Raw genomic sequence first — 16,770 nt, 5'->3', positions numbered from 1 at the left:
ACCCGCCGCACCGCAGACAAGCCCGAATCGGTTGAAAACCGGCTCGGGCTTTTTGTTTTCTTCTTGTTTCTCAACCATCCTTCAGGAGCAGCGTCATGCGACATGGTGATATTTCGAGCAGCAACGATTGCGTGGGCGTCGCGGTCGTCAACTACAAGATGCCCCGCCTGCACACCAAGGCCGAGGTGCTGGACAACGCCCGCAAGATCGGCGAGATGCTGGTCGGCATGAAGAAGGGCCTGCCGGGGATGGACCTGGTGATCTTTCCCGAATACTCCACCCACGGGATCATGTACGACGAAAAGGAGATGTACGACACCGCCGCCACCGTGCCCGGCGAGGAGACCGCCATCTTTGCCGACGCCTGCCGCCGCGCCAACGTGTGGGGCGTGTTCTCGCTGACCGGCGAGCGCCACGAGCAGCATCCGGACAAGGCACCCTACAACACGCTGATCCTCATGAACAACCAGGGCGAGATCGTCCAGAAGTACCGCAAGATCATGCCGTGGGTGCCCATCGAGGGCTGGTATCCGGGCGACCGCACCTACGTGAGCGAAGGTCCCAAGGGCATGAAGATCAGCCTCATCGTCTGCGACGACGGCAACTATCCCGAGATCTGGCGTGACTGCACCATGCGCGGCGCCGAACTCGTCATCCGCTGCCAGGGCTACATGTACCCGGCCAAGGAGCAGCAGATCCTGGTCTCGAAAGCCATGGCCTTCATGAACAACACCTACGTGGCGGTGGCCAACGCGGCGGGCTTCGACGGCGTGTACTCGTACTTCGGGCATTCGGCCATCATCGGCTTCGACGGCCGCACGCTCGGCGAATGCGGCGAGGAAGAAATGGGCATCAACTACGCCGAGCTTTCCATGGGCCTGATCCGCGACGCGCGCAAGAACGGCCAGTCGCAGAACCACCTCTTCAAGCTCATGCACCGCGGCTACACCGGCGTCATCAACTCGGGCGACGGCGACAAGGGCGTGGCCACCTGCCCGTTCGACTTCTACAAGCAGTGGATCGAAGACCCTGAAGCTGCGCGCAAGCAGGTGGAGTCGTTCACGCGCAGCACCATCGGCACCGCCGAGTGCCCGATCGAAGGCCTTCCGAACGAGGCTACGCGCAGCTGAAATCAGAGCTGGCGAAACTCCGTCAGCACCTTCAACACGCTCAGCGTGGCGCCGTCTAACGTAGCGCGGTGCCGGTGTGCAATGCCGAGGCGGCGCGTGAGCTTGGGCGTGACCGGCAGGATCTGCATGCGCTCGTTCAGCGCCGCGTCGGTGGACTGCTGCAGCGGCAGCAGCGCGGCGCCGTATCCGGCCGCCACCAGGCTGCGGATGGCCGCGTCGTAGTTGAGCTCGATGCGTGCGCGCGGGGCGAAACCCGCCGTCGCAAACCACTCCATCGTGAGCCGGTACATGTGGGTGGTGGCCTCGTTGAAGATCAGCGGCTGCGCCGCCAACCAGGCCGGCGTCACGCGTTTGGGCGCCTTCCAACGTTGCGGCACGAAAGCCATCATGGCCTGGTCGCGCCATGGTGTGACGACCAGGTCGCGCAGCGGCGGCTGCGGTACGGCCACCAGCCCGATGTCGAGCGTGCCCGCGGCCAGGCGTGCCATCGCCTCGTTGGAGCCGAGGATGCTGACATCGACATCGATGCCCGAATGTCCGACACCCAATGCTTCGAGCACCTGCGGCAGCAGGTCGACCACGACGCCGGTCGACGTACCGAGCCGCACGCGGCCCGTGCGGCCCTCGGCCTGGCGCTTGACGGCTTCGACGGCATCGTCGGTGTCGCGCAGCAGCTTGCGTCCGCGTTCGACCAGTGCCGCGCCAGCCGCCGTGGGCGTGACGCGGCGATTGCCGCGCACCACCAGCGAAGTGCCCAGCCGCGACTCGAGTTCGCTGATGTGCAGGCTCACCGTGGGCTGCGCAAGGTGCAGCGCCTTGGCGGCCGCCGAGAAGGTGCCGAGGTCCGCAATGGCGATGAGCGTGCGAAGCTGGTCGAGGTTGAGTTGTCGCATCAGGAATGCTGATTGAAGGTGTCAGAAATCTCAACTTCCACAATAGCATGCATCGCCGCAAGATGAGCGCTCCCCAACAAGGAGCCCATCGTGACAGCGCCCTCGCACTCGCCCTTTCATCAACGCCTGATGCATGCCCTGCGCAGCTGGCGCCGCCGCGCCGCGGAGCACCGCCGCCGCCGCGCCGACTCGCAGCACCTGGCCGGCATGAGCGACCACGAGCTGCGAGACCTGGGCATCGGGCGCAGCCAGGTCAACGCGCTGCTGGAGCGGGACAAGTACTGAAAGAAAACGGCCACGGCCTTCAGACATCGCCGCGTAATTTGAGGTTCAATCCGGGGCGTGCCCAAATCCGCTGCCCCCGCCCCGCTTTCCATCGAACTCACCTCGCCGCAATCGGTCGATGGCCGGCGCGCGGCCTTCCAGTCGCTCTGGCTGCTCGCGCGCATGAAGCACGCGCACGATGCCGAAGGCGGCCTCGTGCGACTGGCCGACCTGCGCGGCGAAGTCTCCGATGCGAGCACGCTGCGCATGGTCGTGAGCCGCGCGTTCCGCGACTTCAAGGCCTGGAGCATCGACGTCGGCTGGGGTGAAGACACGCAGCGCGAGCCGCGCTTCCTGAACGACGAGCGGCGCAGCCAGGGGCCGTTCTGGCTGCCCGCGGCGGAGGCGAAGCGCGTGCGCCTGCTGGTGGGTGGCCGCGCAGCCACGGCGATCGAGGTGGCTTCATTCCTTGGGCTGCGTTCGCGCAAGATGCGTTCAGCGGAGCCCGGCTCGCCGACGCCACCCGATGCCGTCCATCTGCAAGACGCCGCATTCTGGAAGCAGCTGGTCGCCTCGCAACAGGCGGCAAGACAAGGCAGGCTCATGGCCCCGGTGGCAGGTGGCGGCGCGGTCGGCCAGCCGGCCAGCGCGCTGGAGTCGATCCGCCTGGCCGGCACGCTGGCCGCCACCGACTTTCAACGCGCGCTGGTCACGCTCAACGAAGCCATGCTGTGGCGCCGGCTCGGCGACAACGAGCAGGCGCGCCGGCGGCTGCAGGCGCTCAAGAAACAGCGCCTCGCCCACCATGTGGCGGGCAACGACTATCTGGGCGCGATGGAATGCATCGTCTCGGCATGGTGTGCCTACACCGCGCGCGACCTGCCGCTGGCGCAATCGCTGCTGGGCGGCATGGCCGACGATGCGGTGCGCGGCCTGGTGCTGCGCCACCACCCCGACGTGCGCTTCGAGTGGTGCAACCTCTGGGCGCTCGTGTGCCGCTCGCGCGCGCTGGGGCTCGCAGCCGACGACAAGCCGGCCGCCGCGGCGCTCGCCGAAGAAGCGCTGCGCCGCTTCGGCGAAGCACTGGCCGCGGCCTTCGAATCGCACTCCTTCGACGCGGCGCAGCACGTGGCCGCCAACATGGGCATGGCCGCATGGCTGTTCGACCGCGTCGGCCTCTCCGATCTGCCCGCCCTTGCGCACGACGGCAACGCCGACACCACGCGCCGCGCGGTGCAGTGGATTGCTTTCAGCGAATGGCTCTGCGGCCACACCGACGGCCAGGGCCGCTCGGCCTGGAACGCGATCTACCTGATGCGCATCGCGCGCGGCCATTGCCGTCCCGAGCCGCAAGCCACGCTCCCGCAATTCCGCGCGCAGAAGCCGCTGGACCCTGCCGCGATATCGACGCTCGCCGGACCGCTTGCGGATGCGTTCGACGCGGCGCACTGGCCCGCGCGCTGGGTCGAGGTGGCGCAGGCGCGGTTGGCCGATCACCAGGCCGGGCGCCGGCGCTACCCCGGCCTGCAGCATTGCAGCTTGTTGTTCGAGCACGCCTGGTATGCGGCGCATGCAGGCGACCTGAAGGCGGCCGAGCAATCATTGCGCCTGCTGCGCGAAGCGCTGCCGCAGCTCGTGCCGAGCGACCGCGCCTACTTCACCGAATCGTGGAACGACACGCTGCCGGCCGAACTGGTGCTGGAGACAAAGCCGCCACGGCGACCCGCGGCGCGGAAGAACGCCGTTCGCAAGACCGGCTAACCGGTGTTCCTCAGCGCATGCCGCACGCGCTCGCGCAGCACCGGCAGCACGTCGCGTTCGAACCACGGATGGTGCTTGAACCAGCCCGTGTTGCGCGGCGACGGATGCGGCAGCGGAACGAAGCGCGGCGCGTATTCCGCAAAGGCCTCGACGGTTTCGGTCACGCTGCCCTTGCGGGCATTGCCGAGGAAGTGGCGCTGCGCATACTGGCCGATGAGCAGCGTCAGTTCGATGTGTTTCATCTGCGCGAGCAGGCGTTCGTGCCAGAGCCCGGCGCATTCCCTGCGCGGCGGCAAGTCGCCGCTGCTGCCGCGGCCCGGGTAGCAATAGCCCATCGGCATGATCGCCACGCGCGCCGCGTCGTAGAACACCTCGCGGTCGATGCCGAGCCAGCGGCGCAATTGCTCGCCGCTCTTGTCGTTCCACGGCACGCCGGTGGTGTGCACCGTCATGCTGGGCGCCTGGCCGACGATGAGCAGCCGCGCGCCGGCACTGGCCTGCACCACCGGCCGCGGACCCAGCGGCAGGTGGGCGGCGCATGCACGGCAGCCGCGGATTTCCGCGAGAAGCGCATCCATGGTCGAGCAGCCAGACTCGGCGCTGTGCCTACCTACCTACCTTTTGCCGAACGGACGAAAGAATCCGTCGAGTTCGTTGCCCGTGGCCGCGCCCGCAAACCCGTCGAAGCGCCCCTCTTCTGCCAGCGTGCGCGCGGCGCGGATGAATCCGCCCCAGGCCGCGCGCGCAAGTGCGCCGCCCACGCTCACGCGCCGCACGCCGAGTTCGGCAATGTCCTGCATGGTGAACTCGCTGGTCGAGCCGACGAGCAGGTTGACCGGCTTCGGCGCCACCGCCGCGACCACTGCGGCGATTTGCTCGCGCGTCTTGATGCCCGGCGCGTAGAGGCAGTCGGCGCCGGCCTCGGCATAGGCCTTGAGCCGCGCGATGGTGTCGTCCAGATCGGGCCGGCCCGCGAAGAAATTCTCGGCACGGCCCACCAGCAGCGTGTCGCCGCCCGTCGCATCGATGGCTCGTCGCGCAGCACGCAGCCGCTCCACGGCCACATCGATGGGGAAGAGCGGATTCGCGGCATCGCCGGTCGAGTCCTCGATGGAGAGGCCGGCCACGCCGGTCTCGACGGCGAGCCGCACGCTTTCGGCAACGCCTTGCGCGTCGGCGGCAAAGCCGTTCTCGAAGTCGGCATTCACCGGCAGGTCGGTGGCCGCGACCAGCTCCCGCAGATGGTCGAGGATCAGCCCGCGATCGAGCGCGCCGTCGGCCTTGCCGTGCGACCATGCGAAGCCTGAACTGGTGGTGGCCAGCGCCTTGAAGCCCAGGCCTTCGAGGTAGCGCGCGCTGCCTGTGTCCCAAGGGTTGGGAATGACGAAGCAGCCCTGCTCGTGAAGGGCGCGGAAGTCGGCGCGTTTTTGCGCGATGGTGCGGGTCATCGAAGCCTCGTCTTTCTTTCTTGCGTGCGAAGGATGGAGTTTTAACGCAACAGCGCGGACATTGCGCGCCGGCACCTTTCGGTGTTCTGATCGGGCCCCATGCCCCACGTCATCCTGCTTTTCATTCATCTTCTCGCCGCCGCCTTCTGGGTAGGCGGCATGGCCACCCTGCACTTCGCGGTACGCCCCGCCGCCGTCGCCACGCTGGAGCCGCCATTGCGGCTGCGCACGATGGCCGCCGCGCTGCGGCGCTTCTTCGTCGGCGTGGATGCGGCGGTCACGCTGCTGTTCGTGACCGGCGTGGCCATGATCCTGCTGACGGGCGGTTTCCGCGGCGTGCACTGGCGCGTCGAGGCGATGATGAGCATCGCCATCGTGATGGCGGGCATCTATGTGTACATCCGCGCCTCGGTGTTCAAGGCCTTGCGGCGCGCAGTGGACGAAAGCGCGTGGCCTGTTGCGGCCGGGCGACTGGACATGGTGCGCAAACTGGTGAGCCTGAACCTCGCGCTCGGCGTGGTGGTGTTCGGCGTGGCGATCGTCGGGCGTTCCGGCTAAGAGCCTGTGGTGGTTGCTCGTTGGGGTCGCTGCTGCTCCAGGGCGCGTGCAAAGGCCACCGGGTACTCCCCTCCGCGAATGTCCCCCGCCTTCGGCTCCTCCTTTATTTCGCTGCGGGGAGCACCCGATGCCCTGTGCACACTGGGCGCTGCGTTTGTTCCGTTCGATCAACGACCGCTCTGAACAACGCTCACGTCGATGGGGTGCCTTGCGCAGCGAAGTAAAGGAGGAGGCCGCAGGCCGGGGGACATTCGCGGAGCAAGGTACCCCGTCGGCGGGAGCGCGCCCCGATCAAAGGCACCCCACGTGGCCGCATGGATCGTAGAAAAGCTCCAGGCAGAGAATCGACCGTCAGTGCTCGCCCAGCACCGCGCCGTCCACCGGCTTCAGCAGCCACTGCGCGATGTCCTCGCCCAGCTTGTAGGTCACGACACCGACCATGCTGCAGGTGCTGCGCGGCATGCCGAAGTAGATGAACATCTGGCGCTGCGCGGTGAACTTCGCGGGCGCATCGCCTTGGCGCTCCAGCGTGCCGCGCAGCTGAACGATCTTGGGGCCGCCGTAGAGGCCGCCCGCGTTCGCCAGCAGGTCGGTAATTTCCAGCTTCAGCACGGGCGCGGCCTGCGCGTTGGCGGGTGCCGGCGGCGTGAGCAGAAATTCGTAGGGTTCAAGCAGCTGATCCTGCACGGCTTGCCGCAGCGAGGCAGGCACATCGCACGCGTCGTCGGCCTTCGACAGTTGCACGCCCTTGGTGGTGGTGCCGTAGGCGATGGCGGGCATGACGACGCTGTTGCGCGGTGTGGCGGTCGCGGGCGGTGGTTCGGGCGTGGCCGGTTGGCGCGAGCCGCAGGCGGCCAGCAGTGTGGCGACGGCCAGCGCGGACATGGCGACGGACAGTCGCGCGGTGGCGCGCGCGGCAGATGAATGTTCGGACATTGAAAAGCTCCCTTGAAGAATCGTTGTGTGCGCGATGGCGCGCGCCGATTCTCCGCGAAGCTCAACGGGCGGAGCGGTAGTCGAGGTGCGGGTGCATTCGGGGAGGGTGCATTCAGGGCGTGTGCAAAGGCCACCGGGTACTCCCCTCCGCGAATGTCCCCCGCCTTCGGCTCCTCCTTTATTTCGCTGCGGGGAGCACCCGATGCCCTGTGCACTGGGGCACGCTCTGGGTGTATCGCTGATCAACCACCGCTCTGTGCAACGCTCACGTCGATGGGGTGCCTTGCGCAGCGAAATAAAGGAGGAGGCCGCAGGCCGGGGGACATTCGCGGAGCAAGGTACCCCGTCGGCGGGTGCGCCGCCCTGAACGAACAGCAGCGCCGACCCTAAAACCGCGGCAGACAGAATCAGCCCGCCGCGCCCTTGAGTTCGATGCCGTTGCCGTCAGGGTCGGTGATGTAGATCGAGGGCCCGTCGCCTTCGGCACCGAAGTTATTCTGCACTTCGCCGTTTACCGGCACGCCGTGCCGCGCCATCAATGCACGGATCGCCGCTTCGTCGAAGGGCTCGATGCGCAAGCAGATGTGGTCGACGTTGCGGCCTTCCTTGCCGGCCAGGGCGCCGCCCTGCTTGCCGAGCGGGCCATCGAGCGTGACGAGGTCGATGAGGTTCGTGCCGGCGCGCAGGTGCACGAGCCCCAGGTTGTCGCGGCGCCTCTCGACCGCGCAGCCGAGCACGTCGCGGTAGAAGGCAATGGCGCGCTCTACGTCCTTCACGCGCAGCACGACATGGTCGATGCGCAGCACCGAGAACGGTGGGCTGTGTATCGGGTCCGTCATGGCTCGCTCTCCTTGCTTGCTTAAACCACGCCCGCCGCGCGCAGAGCGTCGAAACGCACGGCGTCGATACCGAACTCGGCCAACACCTCGCGCGTGTGCTGCCCGAGCGCCGGCGGCGCATGGCGCAGCACGGGCGGCGTGGCCGTCAGGCGCAGCGGGCTCGCCACGCCGGTGATGCTTTCGATGCCGTCGCCTGCATCGCGCGGCAGCGTCACGGCCAAGCCGCGGGCCTTGACCTGCGCATCGTCGAAGGCCTGCGCAATGTCGTTGATCGGGCCGCAGGGCACGGCCTTGTCTTCGAGCAGCGCGACCCAGTCGGCGGTGGTGCGGGTGCGTGTGAGCTCTTCCATCATCGGAATGAGCACGCCGCGGTGCTTCACGCGCAGCGTGTTGGAGGCAAAGCGTGCATCGGCCGCCCATTCCGCGTGGCCGGCCGCTTCGCAAAAACGCGCGAACTGGCCGTTGTTGCCGATGGCCAGCAGCATCGAACCGCCCAGCGTCGGAAAGTCCTGGTACGGCGCCAAGCTCGGGTGCGTGTTGCCCTGTCGCTGCGGCGCCGTGCCGGTGTTGAGAAAAGCGCTCGCCTGGTTGGCGAGGATGGCCATGCCCACGTCGAGCAGCGCCATGTCGATGTGCTGGCCTTCGCCGGTGCGGTCACGCACCTGCAGCGCCGCGAGGATGGCGGTGCTCGCATAGACACCGGTGAACAGGTCGGTGAGCGCCACGCCCACGCGCAGCGGGCCGCCGCCTGGCACGTCGTCGGGACGGCCGGTGATGCTCATCATGCCGGTCATGGCCTGGATCATCAGGTCGTAGCCCGCGCGCTCGGCATAAGGGCCGTCGTGGCCGAAGCCGGTCACGCTGCAATAGATAAGGCGCGGGTTGACCGCGCGCAGGCTCTCATGGTCGAGCCCGTATTGCTTCAGGCCGCCGGTCTTGAAATTCTCGACCACGATGTCGGCCTGCGCCGCCATCAGCTTGAGCAGCGCCTGCCCATCGGGCGTGGCCATGTCGACCGTGACCGAGCGCTTGTTGCGGTTGCAGGCGGTGAAGTAGCTGGCCTGGTCGGTGTCGTTGCCGTTCGCGTCCTTGATGAAGGGCGGGCCCCAGGTGCGCGTGTCGTCGCCCACGCCGGGGCGCTCGATCTTGATGACATCGGCACCCAGGTCCGCGAGGATCTGCGTGCACCACGGGCCCGCGAGCACGCGGGACAGATCGAGGACCTTGATGCCGTCGAGTGCTGCGGGCTTGGCCATGCGTGCTTAGTTCGCGAAGGCTGCAATGCCCGTGATGGCGCGGCCCAGGATCAGCGCGTGGATGTCGTGCGTGCCTTCGTAGGTGTTCACCACTTCGAGGTTCACCAGGTGGCGGGCCACGCCGAATTCGTCGCTGATGCCGTTGCCGCCCATCATGTCGCGCGCCAGGCGGGCAATGTCGAGCGCCTTGCCGCAGTTGTTGCGCTTCATGATCGAGGTGATCTCGACCGAGGCGGTGCCCTCGTCCTTCATGCGGCCCAGGCGCAGGCTGCCTTGCAGGCCCAGCGTGATTTCGGTCTGCATGTCGGCCAGCTTCTTCTGGATGAGCTGGTTGGCTGCGAGCGGGCGGCCGAACTGCTTGCGGTCGAGCGTGTACTGGCGGGCGCGGTGCCAGCAGTCTTCGGCGGCACCGAGTGCGCCCCAGGAGATGCCGTAGCGTGCGCTGTTCAGGCAGGTGAAGGGGCCCTTCAGGCCCTGCACTTCGGGGAACGCGTTTTCTTCGGGGCAGAACACGCCGTCCATCACGATCTCGCCGGTGATGCTGGCGCGCAGGCCGACCTTGCCGTGGATTGCGGGGGCCGAGAGGCCCTTCATGCCCTTCTCGAGCACGAAGCCGCGGATCGGGCCGACCGTGCCGCTTTCGCTGACTTCCTTGGCCCACACCACGAACACATCGGCGATGGGCGAGTTGCTGATCCACATCTTCGCGCCGCTGAGCGAGTAGCCGCCCGGCACCTTCTTGGCGCGGGTGACCATGCTGCCGGGGTCGGAGCCGTGGTCGGGTTCGGTCAGGCCGAAGCAGCCGATCCATTCGCCGGTGGCGAGCTTGGGCAGGAACTTCTGCTTTTGCGCCTCGGTGCCGAATTCGAAGATGGGCACCATCACCAGCGAACTCTGCACGCTGGCCATCGAGCGGTAGCCCGAGTCGACGCGCTCCACTTCGCGGGCGATCAGGCCGTAGGCCACGTAGTTGAGTCCGGGGCCGCCGTACTGTTCCGGAATCGTGGGGCCGAGCAGGCCGAGCGCGCCCATTTCGCGAAAGATGGCGGGGTCGGTTTCACCGCTGCGAAAGCCCTCGATGACGCGGGGCGCCAGGCGCTCCTGGCAGTAGGCATTGGCCGCGTCGCGGATCATGCGTTCTTCGTCGGTCAGTTGCTGGTCGAGAAGAAGAGGATCGTCCCAGTGGAATTGCGCTTTGGCGGCCATGTGCTGTCTCCGGAATAGGGGAAAAAAGAGAAAAGAGGGGGAATGGGTCGATCCTAGCCACGCGAGGGGCCGGGCGCAAACGATGAATCCTCACCCAGATATGCGGATGAAGAATGTCTTGCAAGATGTTGGCAGGGCCTTTTCATTGATAAGCAGGCGTTTCCAGTCATACACTCCCGGCATACATGCGCCGCAAGATCCCGCCCCTGCAGACCCTCGTGTGCTTCGACGCCGCCGCGCGCCACGAGAGCTACACCCGCGCCGCGCAGGAACTCGCGCTCACGCAAAGCGCGGTGTCGCGCCAGATCGGCACGCTCGAAGCCTTTTTGGGCGTGGCGCTGTTCCGCCGCACCCGCCACGGCGTGGCGCTCACGGCGAGCGGCGCGGCCTATGCGCGGCAGATCACCAAGCGGCTCGAGGCCATGGAGCGCGACACGCTCGACGCCATGGCGCACCAGGGCGAAGGCGGCTCGCTCTCGCTGGCGGCCGTGCCCACCTTTGCCACCCGCTGGCTGATGCCGCGCCTGAAGGGCTTTGCGGCACTGCAGCCCGACGTGGTGGTGCACATCGAGACCCGCACCCGGCCTTTTCTTTTTGCCGATGCGGAATTCGACGCCGCGCTGTACGCCGGCACGCCCGCGCAGGTCGAGAACTGGGCCGGCACGCATGCGCTGCTGCTGATGCACGAAGACGTGGTGCCGGTATGCAGCCCGTCGCTTCTGCCGCGCGGCAAGCCGGTGGCGCCAGCAGCCATTGCGAAGATGCCGCTGCTGCAGCAGAGCACGCGGCCCGACGGTTGGCGCCAATGGTTCGACGCACAGCAGATCGACGCGCCCAACGCGCGCGGCGGCCCACGCTACGAGCTGTTTTCCATCCTGGCCGCGGCCGCTTCGCACGGCTTGGGCGTGGCGCTTATGCCGACCATGCTGGTGGCCGACGAGCTCGCCCGAGGCGAACTGGTGGTGGCCTGCGCGCGGCCGCTGTCGGGCGAGCGCAACTACTACCTCGTGACGCCCGAACGCGCCGACCAGCGGCCGCTGCTCAAGTTCTTCAGCGACTGGCTGCTGACCGAGGCACGGCGCGACTCATCCTGAGACGCTGCCGATATGATGGCCTGAACCACCAGGCGGGCCGTCTTCCACCTCTTCCGCCTTTCACACCATGCTGAACAACCTCGCCCCCTTTCTCGTGCACTTGGCCATCACAGCGCTGTCGCTGTGGGTCGCAAGCCTGATCTTCCGCGGCCTCAAGTTCGAGAGCACTTCGGCACTGGTGATCTCGGCCCTGCTGCTCGGCCTGGCCAATGCCGTGGTCAAGCCGCTCCTGATCGTGCTCACGCTGCCGCTGACGCTGCTGACCTTCGGCCTCTTTTTGCTGGTGATCAACGCGCTGATGATCATGCTGGTGGCCGCGCTGGTGCGCGGGTTCAAGCTCTCGGGCTTCTGGACCGCATTCTTCGCAAGCATCTTCATTTCGCTGCTGAGCATTGCGATCGGCGCGCTGGTGAGCGGCAGCGACCCCGCGACGAACATCCAGATGCCCACGGGCAGTGGCAAGTGGCTGTAGGGCAGGGGTAAGCACGCCGGAAGTCGTGTCCGGAAACGGCGAGCGCTGCCGCCACTCCGAAAGGACACTGACGGCATGCAAACCTCTCCCGCACCAACAAGAAAAGTCGACGCCCTCGACTGGCCCCGCATCGAAACCGAACTCGCCACGCGCGGCTGCGCCACGACAGACGTGCTGTTCAGCCCCGAGGAATGCAGCGCACTGGCCGCGCTCTACGACGAAGCCGGCCATTTCCGCAGCCGCGTGGTGATGCAGCGCCACGGCTTCGGCCAGGGCGAGTACCAGTACTTCGCCAACCCGCTGCCTCCCTCTATCGCCTCATGGCGCAGCGCGCTTTACGAGCGCCTGGCGCCGCTCGCGAACGCATGGGCCGTGGCGATGGGCCAGCCGGCCGACTACCCGACCGACCACGCCTCGTACCTCGCGCGCTGCCATGCGGCGGGCCAGCTGCGCCCCACCCCGCTGCTGCTGCGCTACGACGAAGGCGACTACAACTGCCTGCATCAGGACCTGTACGGCGACCTGCAGTTTCCGTTGCAGCTCACGGTGCTGCTGAGCCGGCCGGGCGAAGACTTCACGGGCGGCGAATTCGTGCTCACCGAGCAGCGGCCGCGCATGCAGTCGCGCGCCGAGGTGGTGGCGCTCGCGCAGGGCGAGGCGGTGATCTTCGCGGTCAACCAGCGGCCGGTGGCGGGCACGCGCGGCACCTATCGCGTCACCATGCGTCACGGCGTGAGCCGGGTGCGCGCGGGGCGGCGGCACACGCTGGGCATCATTTTCCACGACGCACGCTGACCCGAATAGTTCCCTTGCGCCGCTGAAGTGTTGCAGCGGCCGCGAAATTCTGCACACCTCGGTCGAAAACTTCTGTGCGTTAGTAGCGCAATGCACACTTACGCCGACACCTGTTAACGCACCCACCGCAAAATGACCGCTGCATTCATCGACGGCGCAGTCCTCTTTTGCTTTTGTGGAGACAACACCAACACCGCCAGGGCCCACGGGCCCGTATCGCAAGCCGCGCCGCTTCAGGGTGGACGTGGGCACCGTCGTCAGCGCCGTTGCCCTGAGCCAGTCGCTGCTGCTGGTGGCGCTGGGCTACTGGGGCTCGCAGCAACTGGTCTCCAGCATCGGCCAGTCGGCCCACAAGGCAAACCACGACCGCACCGAAGACAAGGTGCTGGCCTTCCTCGCCAAGACCGAATCGGTGGTGGGCGCCATCAGCGACTCGCCCAACCTGCGTCCCGCGGGTGACAACGCCGGCCAGACCGCCGAGCTTTTGTGGACGCTGCTGCAGCAATCGCCGGAGCTCGACAGCACCTACGTGGCCAACAACGACGGTCAGATGCTGATGGTGTTGCGCTACCCGGCGCTCGCCGTAAGGCAGATTTCGCGCGGACCGGCTTTCACCACTGAAACATGGCAGTACAAGCCCGCCGCCAACACGCCCGGCGACGTGCGGCAACGCTACGGCACGACGCACATCGAGGCTTACCGCAGCAGCTACGACCCGACGAAGCGCAGTTGGTACATGCAGGCCCGCCGGGCCAAGGGCCCGATCTGGACCCAGCCCTACGTTTTTGCCGCCGCGCAGGAGCTGGGCGTGACCTATGCGCTGCCCAGCAAGCCGGGCCTGGCCGAAGGCAGCGATGCGGCCATGGTCGTCGCAGGCGACGTGTCGCTGGGGCGGCTGTCCGAGTTCGTGCGCCTCTTCAGCAGCAGCAGCGGCCAGGGAAACAGTGCATTGCTGAGTGCCGAGCACCAGGTGCTCGCGCGCAGCGACGTTCCGGGCGTGGTCCGCGAACTGGCCCCGGCCAGGGGCGGCGTGCTCGGCGCGCTGCACGAGCACATGGGTGCCGACGGCTTCGCGGCCGGCCTGCTCGACACCAGCTTTTCCATTGCCTTCGAAGGCAAGCGCTACCTGGTGCAGACCTCGCGCATTCCGTCCACCGGGTGGCAGCTGGTCAGCTGGGTTCCCGAAGACATGCTGCTGGGCGGCCTGCGGCGCGCGGTGCTGTGGGGGCTGCTGCTGGCGCTGCTGTTCCTGGTTGCGACGCTGCTCCTCTCGCTCAGGCTCTCGAAGCTGGTGACGTCGCCGGTCGAGAACCTGTCGCACATCGCGCGGCGCATCGGTTTGCTGGAACTGGACAACCTGCCGCGCGAGCCGAGCCGGGTGCTCGAGATCCAGCACCTGGACCAGGCGCTGGACGAATCGGCGCGCAGCCTGAAGGCATTCAGCAAGTTCGTGCCGGTGGACGTGATCAACCGGCTCATCGCCGAAGGCCATGCGCTGGCGCCCAGCGGTTCGCCGCGGCGCATTACCGTGATGTTCACCGACGTCGAGGGCTTTACCCGCATCTCCGAATCGCTCGATGCCAACGTGATGGTGGGCATGCTGACCGACTACTTCAATCTTGCGGCGCGCGTGTTCGCACAGCACGGCGGCGTGATCGACAAGTTCATCGGCGACGGCATCATGGTGCTGTGGGGCGCACCGGCGGACCTGCACGACGCGGAGTACCAGGCCTGCACGGCGGCCCTTCAGCTCCATGCCGAAATGAGCGCCCTCAATCGCAAATGGCGCGCCGAAGGGCTGCCCGAATTCCGCACGCGCATCGGCATTCACACGGGCGTGGTGATCGCGGGCGTGCTCGGGTCGAACGACCGCCTGGCCTACACCGCCTTTGGCGACGCGATCAACGTGGCGAGCCGCATCGAAGGCATCAACAAACAGCTGGGCACGCAGACCCTGGTGTCGGAAACCACGTTCGAGGCGCTGGGCGGGCGGCTGCCTACGCGCCGCATCGAGGAGCAAGCCGAGCTGCGCGGCCGGCAGACGCGCATGGTGCTTTACGAGTTGCTGGCCTGAGCGGCGCGCCGTGCTGCAAAAGCCACGTACCAGTCGAGACTGCCGGGGTTGGCCATGGCTTCGCGGTTGACCACTTTTTCAATCGGCTGGCCCAGCAGCAGCTTCTTGATCGGCAGCTCCTGCTTCTTGCCCGAGAGCGTGCGCGGAATCTCGGCCACCTGGAAGATGTCGTTGGGCGCAAAGCGCGGCGAGAGCGAAGTCTTGATGGCGTTGTTGATCTTGGCGCGCATGGCGTCGTCGAGCGCCACGCCGGGGCGCAGCACCACGAACAGCGGCATGTAGCTTTCGCGGCCGAGGTATTCGAGGTCGACCACCATCGAGTCGAGCACTTCGGGCAGCCCCTCGACCGCGCTGTAGATCTCGCTGGTGCCCATGCGCAGGCCCTGGCGGTTGATGGTGGCGTCGCTGCGGCCGTAGATGACGCAGCCGCCGTCTTCGCCGATCTTGATCCAGTCGCCGTGGCGCCAAACCGCAGGTTTTCCATTTCTGCCGGGGTAGTCGTGCTCGAAGTAGCTCGACAGGTAGCGCGCATTGCCCTCGTCGCCCCAGAAGTACAGCGGCATCGATGGAATGGCCTTGGTGCAGACCAGCTCGCCCACTTCGCCGATGACGGGCTTGCCGTCTTCGTTCCATGCCTCGACCGAATGGCCGATCTGCCGACACTGCATCTGGCCGGGCACTTCGGGCAGCTCGCGGTTGCCACCGACGAACGCGCCGCAAAAATCGGTGCCGCCCGAGATATTGCACCACCACACGCTGTCGGCGCCCGCGGCCAGCAGTTGCGCCGTGCCCCAGCGCTGCACGTCTTCCGACAGTGGCGAGCCGGTGCTGCCGAGCGCGCGCACGCGTGAGAGATCGCCGCATTCGGCTGCGACCACGCCGGCCTTCATGCAGTTGGTGAAGTAGGCCGCGCCGGCGCCGAAGAAGGTGATGCGGTGCTTCGCAGCGAAGCGCCACAGCACGGCCCAGTCGGGCTTCTCCTTGCTGCCGGCCGGATGCCCGTCGTAGATGACGATGGTGGCGCCGAAGGCCAGGCCCGAGAGCTGGCAGTTCCACATGACCCAGCCCGTCGAGCTGTACCAGTGAAAGCGCTCACCGAAGTTGTTGCCGCCGTAGCTCGCGCCGACGTCGTTGTGCAGGCCGCAGGCATACATGGTCATGACGATGCCGCCCTGCCCGTGCACGATGGGCTTGGGCAGGCCGGTGGTGCCGCTCGAATAGACGATCCAGATCGGATGATCGAAGGGCAGCCACTCGGGCTCGAAGGCCGCCACCTCGGCGTCGTTGCGCGCGATGGCGCTTTGCCAGTCGGCATCGGCGGCGAGCTGTTGCGCCGCATGCGGCGTTCGGAGCAGCAGCAGCTTCTGCACGGTGGGCAACGCGCCGCGCAGTTCCTGCACCACGGCGCTGCGGTCGATGGGCTTGGCGCCGTAGTGCACGCCATCGGCGGCAATCAGCAGCTTGGGTTCGATCTGGCGGAAGCGGTCGACCACCGCGGCCGTGCCCATGTCGGGCGCGCACACGCTCCACACCGCGCCGATGCTCGAACACGCGAGAAACGCCACCATGGTCTCGGGCACGTTGGGCATGTAGGCGGCCACGCGGTCCCCGCGCTGCACGCCGAGCGATCGCAGCGTGAGCGCGACCGAGGCAACCTGGCGGCGCAGTTCGGGCCATGACATCTCGCGCACTTCACCCAGTTCGTTGTCGCTGATGATGGCGGGCATGCCGGCCGCATGCGCCGCATCGGCATGGCGCAGCACTTCGCGCGCGTAGTTGACCTGCGCACCCGGAAACCACCTGGCGCCGGGCATGTGCGCATCGGCCAGCACCGCGGTGTGCGGCGTGGGCGACTGCATGCCGGCGTAGTCCCAGATGCTTTGCCAGAAGGCGTCGAGGTCCGTCACGGACCAGCGCCACAGCGCGTCGTAGGTGTCGAAAGACAGGCCGCGCTTCTCGCGCAGCCAGTTCTGGTACAGGCGGATCTGGGGGATGTTGGGGGCGGGCATGGTTCGAGCGTAATGCCGCATTCCGTACCGCTCAA

At 67.2% G+C, this 16,770-nt stretch carries 16 protein-coding genes; 8 read left to right on the top strand and 8 right to left on the bottom strand.

All coding sequences use genetic code 11. The features are described from left to right. The first annotated feature begins 95 nt into the window (after nt 1–95). Nucleotides 96–1,130: an aliphatic amidase gene (locus tag ABIC94_RS02615; protein WP_354371111.1), complete on the top strand. Its 1,035-nt coding sequence runs from the start codon at nt 96–98 to the stop codon at nt 1,128–1,130. A gap of 2 nt (nt 1,131–1,132) precedes the next feature. Here ABIC94_RS02615 and ABIC94_RS02610 read toward each other — a convergent pair whose 3' ends face one another. Beyond that, the gene (locus tag ABIC94_RS02610) at nt 1,133–2,023 is read right to left on the bottom strand and encodes a LysR family transcriptional regulator (RefSeq protein ID WP_354371110.1); all 891 of its coding nucleotides are present in this window, start codon (nt 2,021–2,023) and stop codon (nt 1,133–1,135) included. Nucleotides 2,024–2,113: 90 nt separating this feature from the next. Between ABIC94_RS02610 and ABIC94_RS02605 the strand changes: the two genes are divergently transcribed. After that, a complete protein-coding gene (locus ABIC94_RS02605) occupies nt 2,114–2,308 on the top strand; it encodes a DUF1127 domain-containing protein (protein WP_354371108.1) in 195 nt (64 codons plus the stop codon). A 57-nt stretch (nt 2,309–2,365) separates the two neighbouring features. Beyond that, on the top strand, nt 2,366–4,048 hold the full coding sequence (locus ABIC94_RS02600) for a hypothetical protein (protein ID WP_354371107.1): 1,683 nt from the start codon (nt 2,366–2,368) through the stop codon (nt 4,046–4,048). On the opposite strand, the gene ABIC94_RS02595 is transcribed toward ABIC94_RS02600, so the two are convergent. Together ABIC94_RS02595 and ABIC94_RS02590 are read right to left on the bottom strand one after the other, a co-directional pair. After that, nucleotides 4,045–4,626, bottom strand: a complete 582-nt coding sequence (locus ABIC94_RS02595; protein ID WP_354371106.1) for a uracil-DNA glycosylase family protein — start codon at nt 4,624–4,626, stop codon at nt 4,045–4,047. The two genes, ABIC94_RS02600 and ABIC94_RS02595, sit on opposite strands and share 4 nt — an antisense overlap. A 36-nt stretch (nt 4,627–4,662) precedes the next feature. Further along, a complete protein-coding gene (locus ABIC94_RS02590) occupies nt 4,663–5,496 on the bottom strand; it encodes an isocitrate lyase/PEP mutase family protein (RefSeq protein WP_354371105.1) in 834 nt (277 codons plus the stop codon). Nucleotides 5,497–5,595: 99 nt separating this feature from the next. Between ABIC94_RS02590 and ABIC94_RS02585 the strand changes: the two genes are divergently transcribed. After that, nucleotides 5,596–6,054, top strand: a complete 459-nt coding sequence (locus ABIC94_RS02585) for a CopD family protein (protein WP_354371104.1) — start codon at nt 5,596–5,598, stop codon at nt 6,052–6,054. A 351-nt stretch (nt 6,055–6,405) separates the two neighbouring features. Here ABIC94_RS02585 and ABIC94_RS02580 read toward each other — a convergent pair whose 3' ends face one another. The 4 genes from ABIC94_RS02580 to ABIC94_RS02565 all read right to left on the bottom strand — a co-directional run bounded on the left by ABIC94_RS02580 (nt 6,406) and on the right by ABIC94_RS02565 (nt 10,291). Next, a complete protein-coding gene (locus ABIC94_RS02580; RefSeq protein WP_354371103.1) occupies nt 6,406–6,990 on the bottom strand; it encodes a hypothetical protein in 585 nt (194 codons plus the stop codon). 407 nt (nt 6,991–7,397) lie between these two features. Continuing rightward, nucleotides 7,398–7,829, bottom strand: coding sequence for a VOC family protein (locus ABIC94_RS02575; RefSeq protein ID WP_354371101.1), 432 nt, complete (start codon nt 7,827–7,829; stop codon nt 7,398–7,400). Nucleotides 7,830–7,849: 20 nt separating this feature from the next. Beyond that, nucleotides 7,850–9,085, bottom strand: coding sequence for a CaiB/BaiF CoA transferase family protein (locus tag ABIC94_RS02570; RefSeq protein WP_354371100.1), 1,236 nt, complete (start codon nt 9,083–9,085; stop codon nt 7,850–7,852). A 6-nt stretch (nt 9,086–9,091) separates the two neighbouring features. After that, nucleotides 9,092–10,291 (bottom strand): acyl-CoA dehydrogenase, encoded by a 1,200-nt coding sequence (locus ABIC94_RS02565; protein WP_093435448.1) that lies wholly within the window; start codon nt 10,289–10,291, stop codon nt 9,092–9,094. 185 nt (nt 10,292–10,476) lie between these two features. On the opposite strand from ABIC94_RS02565, the gene ABIC94_RS02560 reads away from it, so the two are divergent. From ABIC94_RS02560 to ABIC94_RS02545, 4 genes are all read left to right on the top strand, one after another. Next, nucleotides 10,477–11,385, top strand: a complete 909-nt coding sequence (locus ABIC94_RS02560; RefSeq protein WP_354371099.1) for a LysR substrate-binding domain-containing protein — start codon at nt 10,477–10,479, stop codon at nt 11,383–11,385. 67 nt (nt 11,386–11,452) lie between these two features. Beyond that, the gene (locus ABIC94_RS02555) at nt 11,453–11,857 is read left to right on the top strand and encodes a phage holin family protein (protein WP_354371097.1); all 405 of its coding nucleotides are present in this window, start codon (nt 11,453–11,455) and stop codon (nt 11,855–11,857) included. A gap of 75 nt (nt 11,858–11,932) precedes the next feature. Then, entirely contained in the window at nt 11,933–12,652 is a 720-nt protein-coding gene (locus ABIC94_RS02550) for a 2OG-Fe(II) oxygenase (protein ID WP_354371096.1), read from the top strand. Between the two features lie 244 nt (nt 12,653–12,896). After that, the gene (locus ABIC94_RS02545; protein ID WP_354371094.1) at nt 12,897–14,726 is read left to right on the top strand and encodes an adenylate/guanylate cyclase domain-containing protein; all 1,830 of its coding nucleotides are present in this window, start codon (nt 12,897–12,899) and stop codon (nt 14,724–14,726) included. On the opposite strand, the gene ABIC94_RS02540 is transcribed toward ABIC94_RS02545, so the two are convergent. Then, on the bottom strand, nt 14,708–16,735 hold the full coding sequence (locus tag ABIC94_RS02540) for an acetoacetate--CoA ligase (RefSeq protein WP_354371093.1): 2,028 nt from the start codon (nt 16,733–16,735) through the stop codon (nt 14,708–14,710). The genes ABIC94_RS02545 and ABIC94_RS02540 overlap by 19 nt on opposite strands. Nucleotides 16,736–16,770 lie beyond the last annotated feature (35 nt).

Origin of the sequence: Variovorax paradoxus, assembly GCF_040544635.1 — a bacterium.
Classification (GTDB): Bacteria; Pseudomonadota; Gammaproteobacteria; order Burkholderiales; family Burkholderiaceae_C; genus Variovorax; species Variovorax paradoxus_R.
The sequence above is the reverse complement of the archived record's forward strand: the minus strand, read 5'-3'. Positions and strand labels throughout refer to the sequence as shown.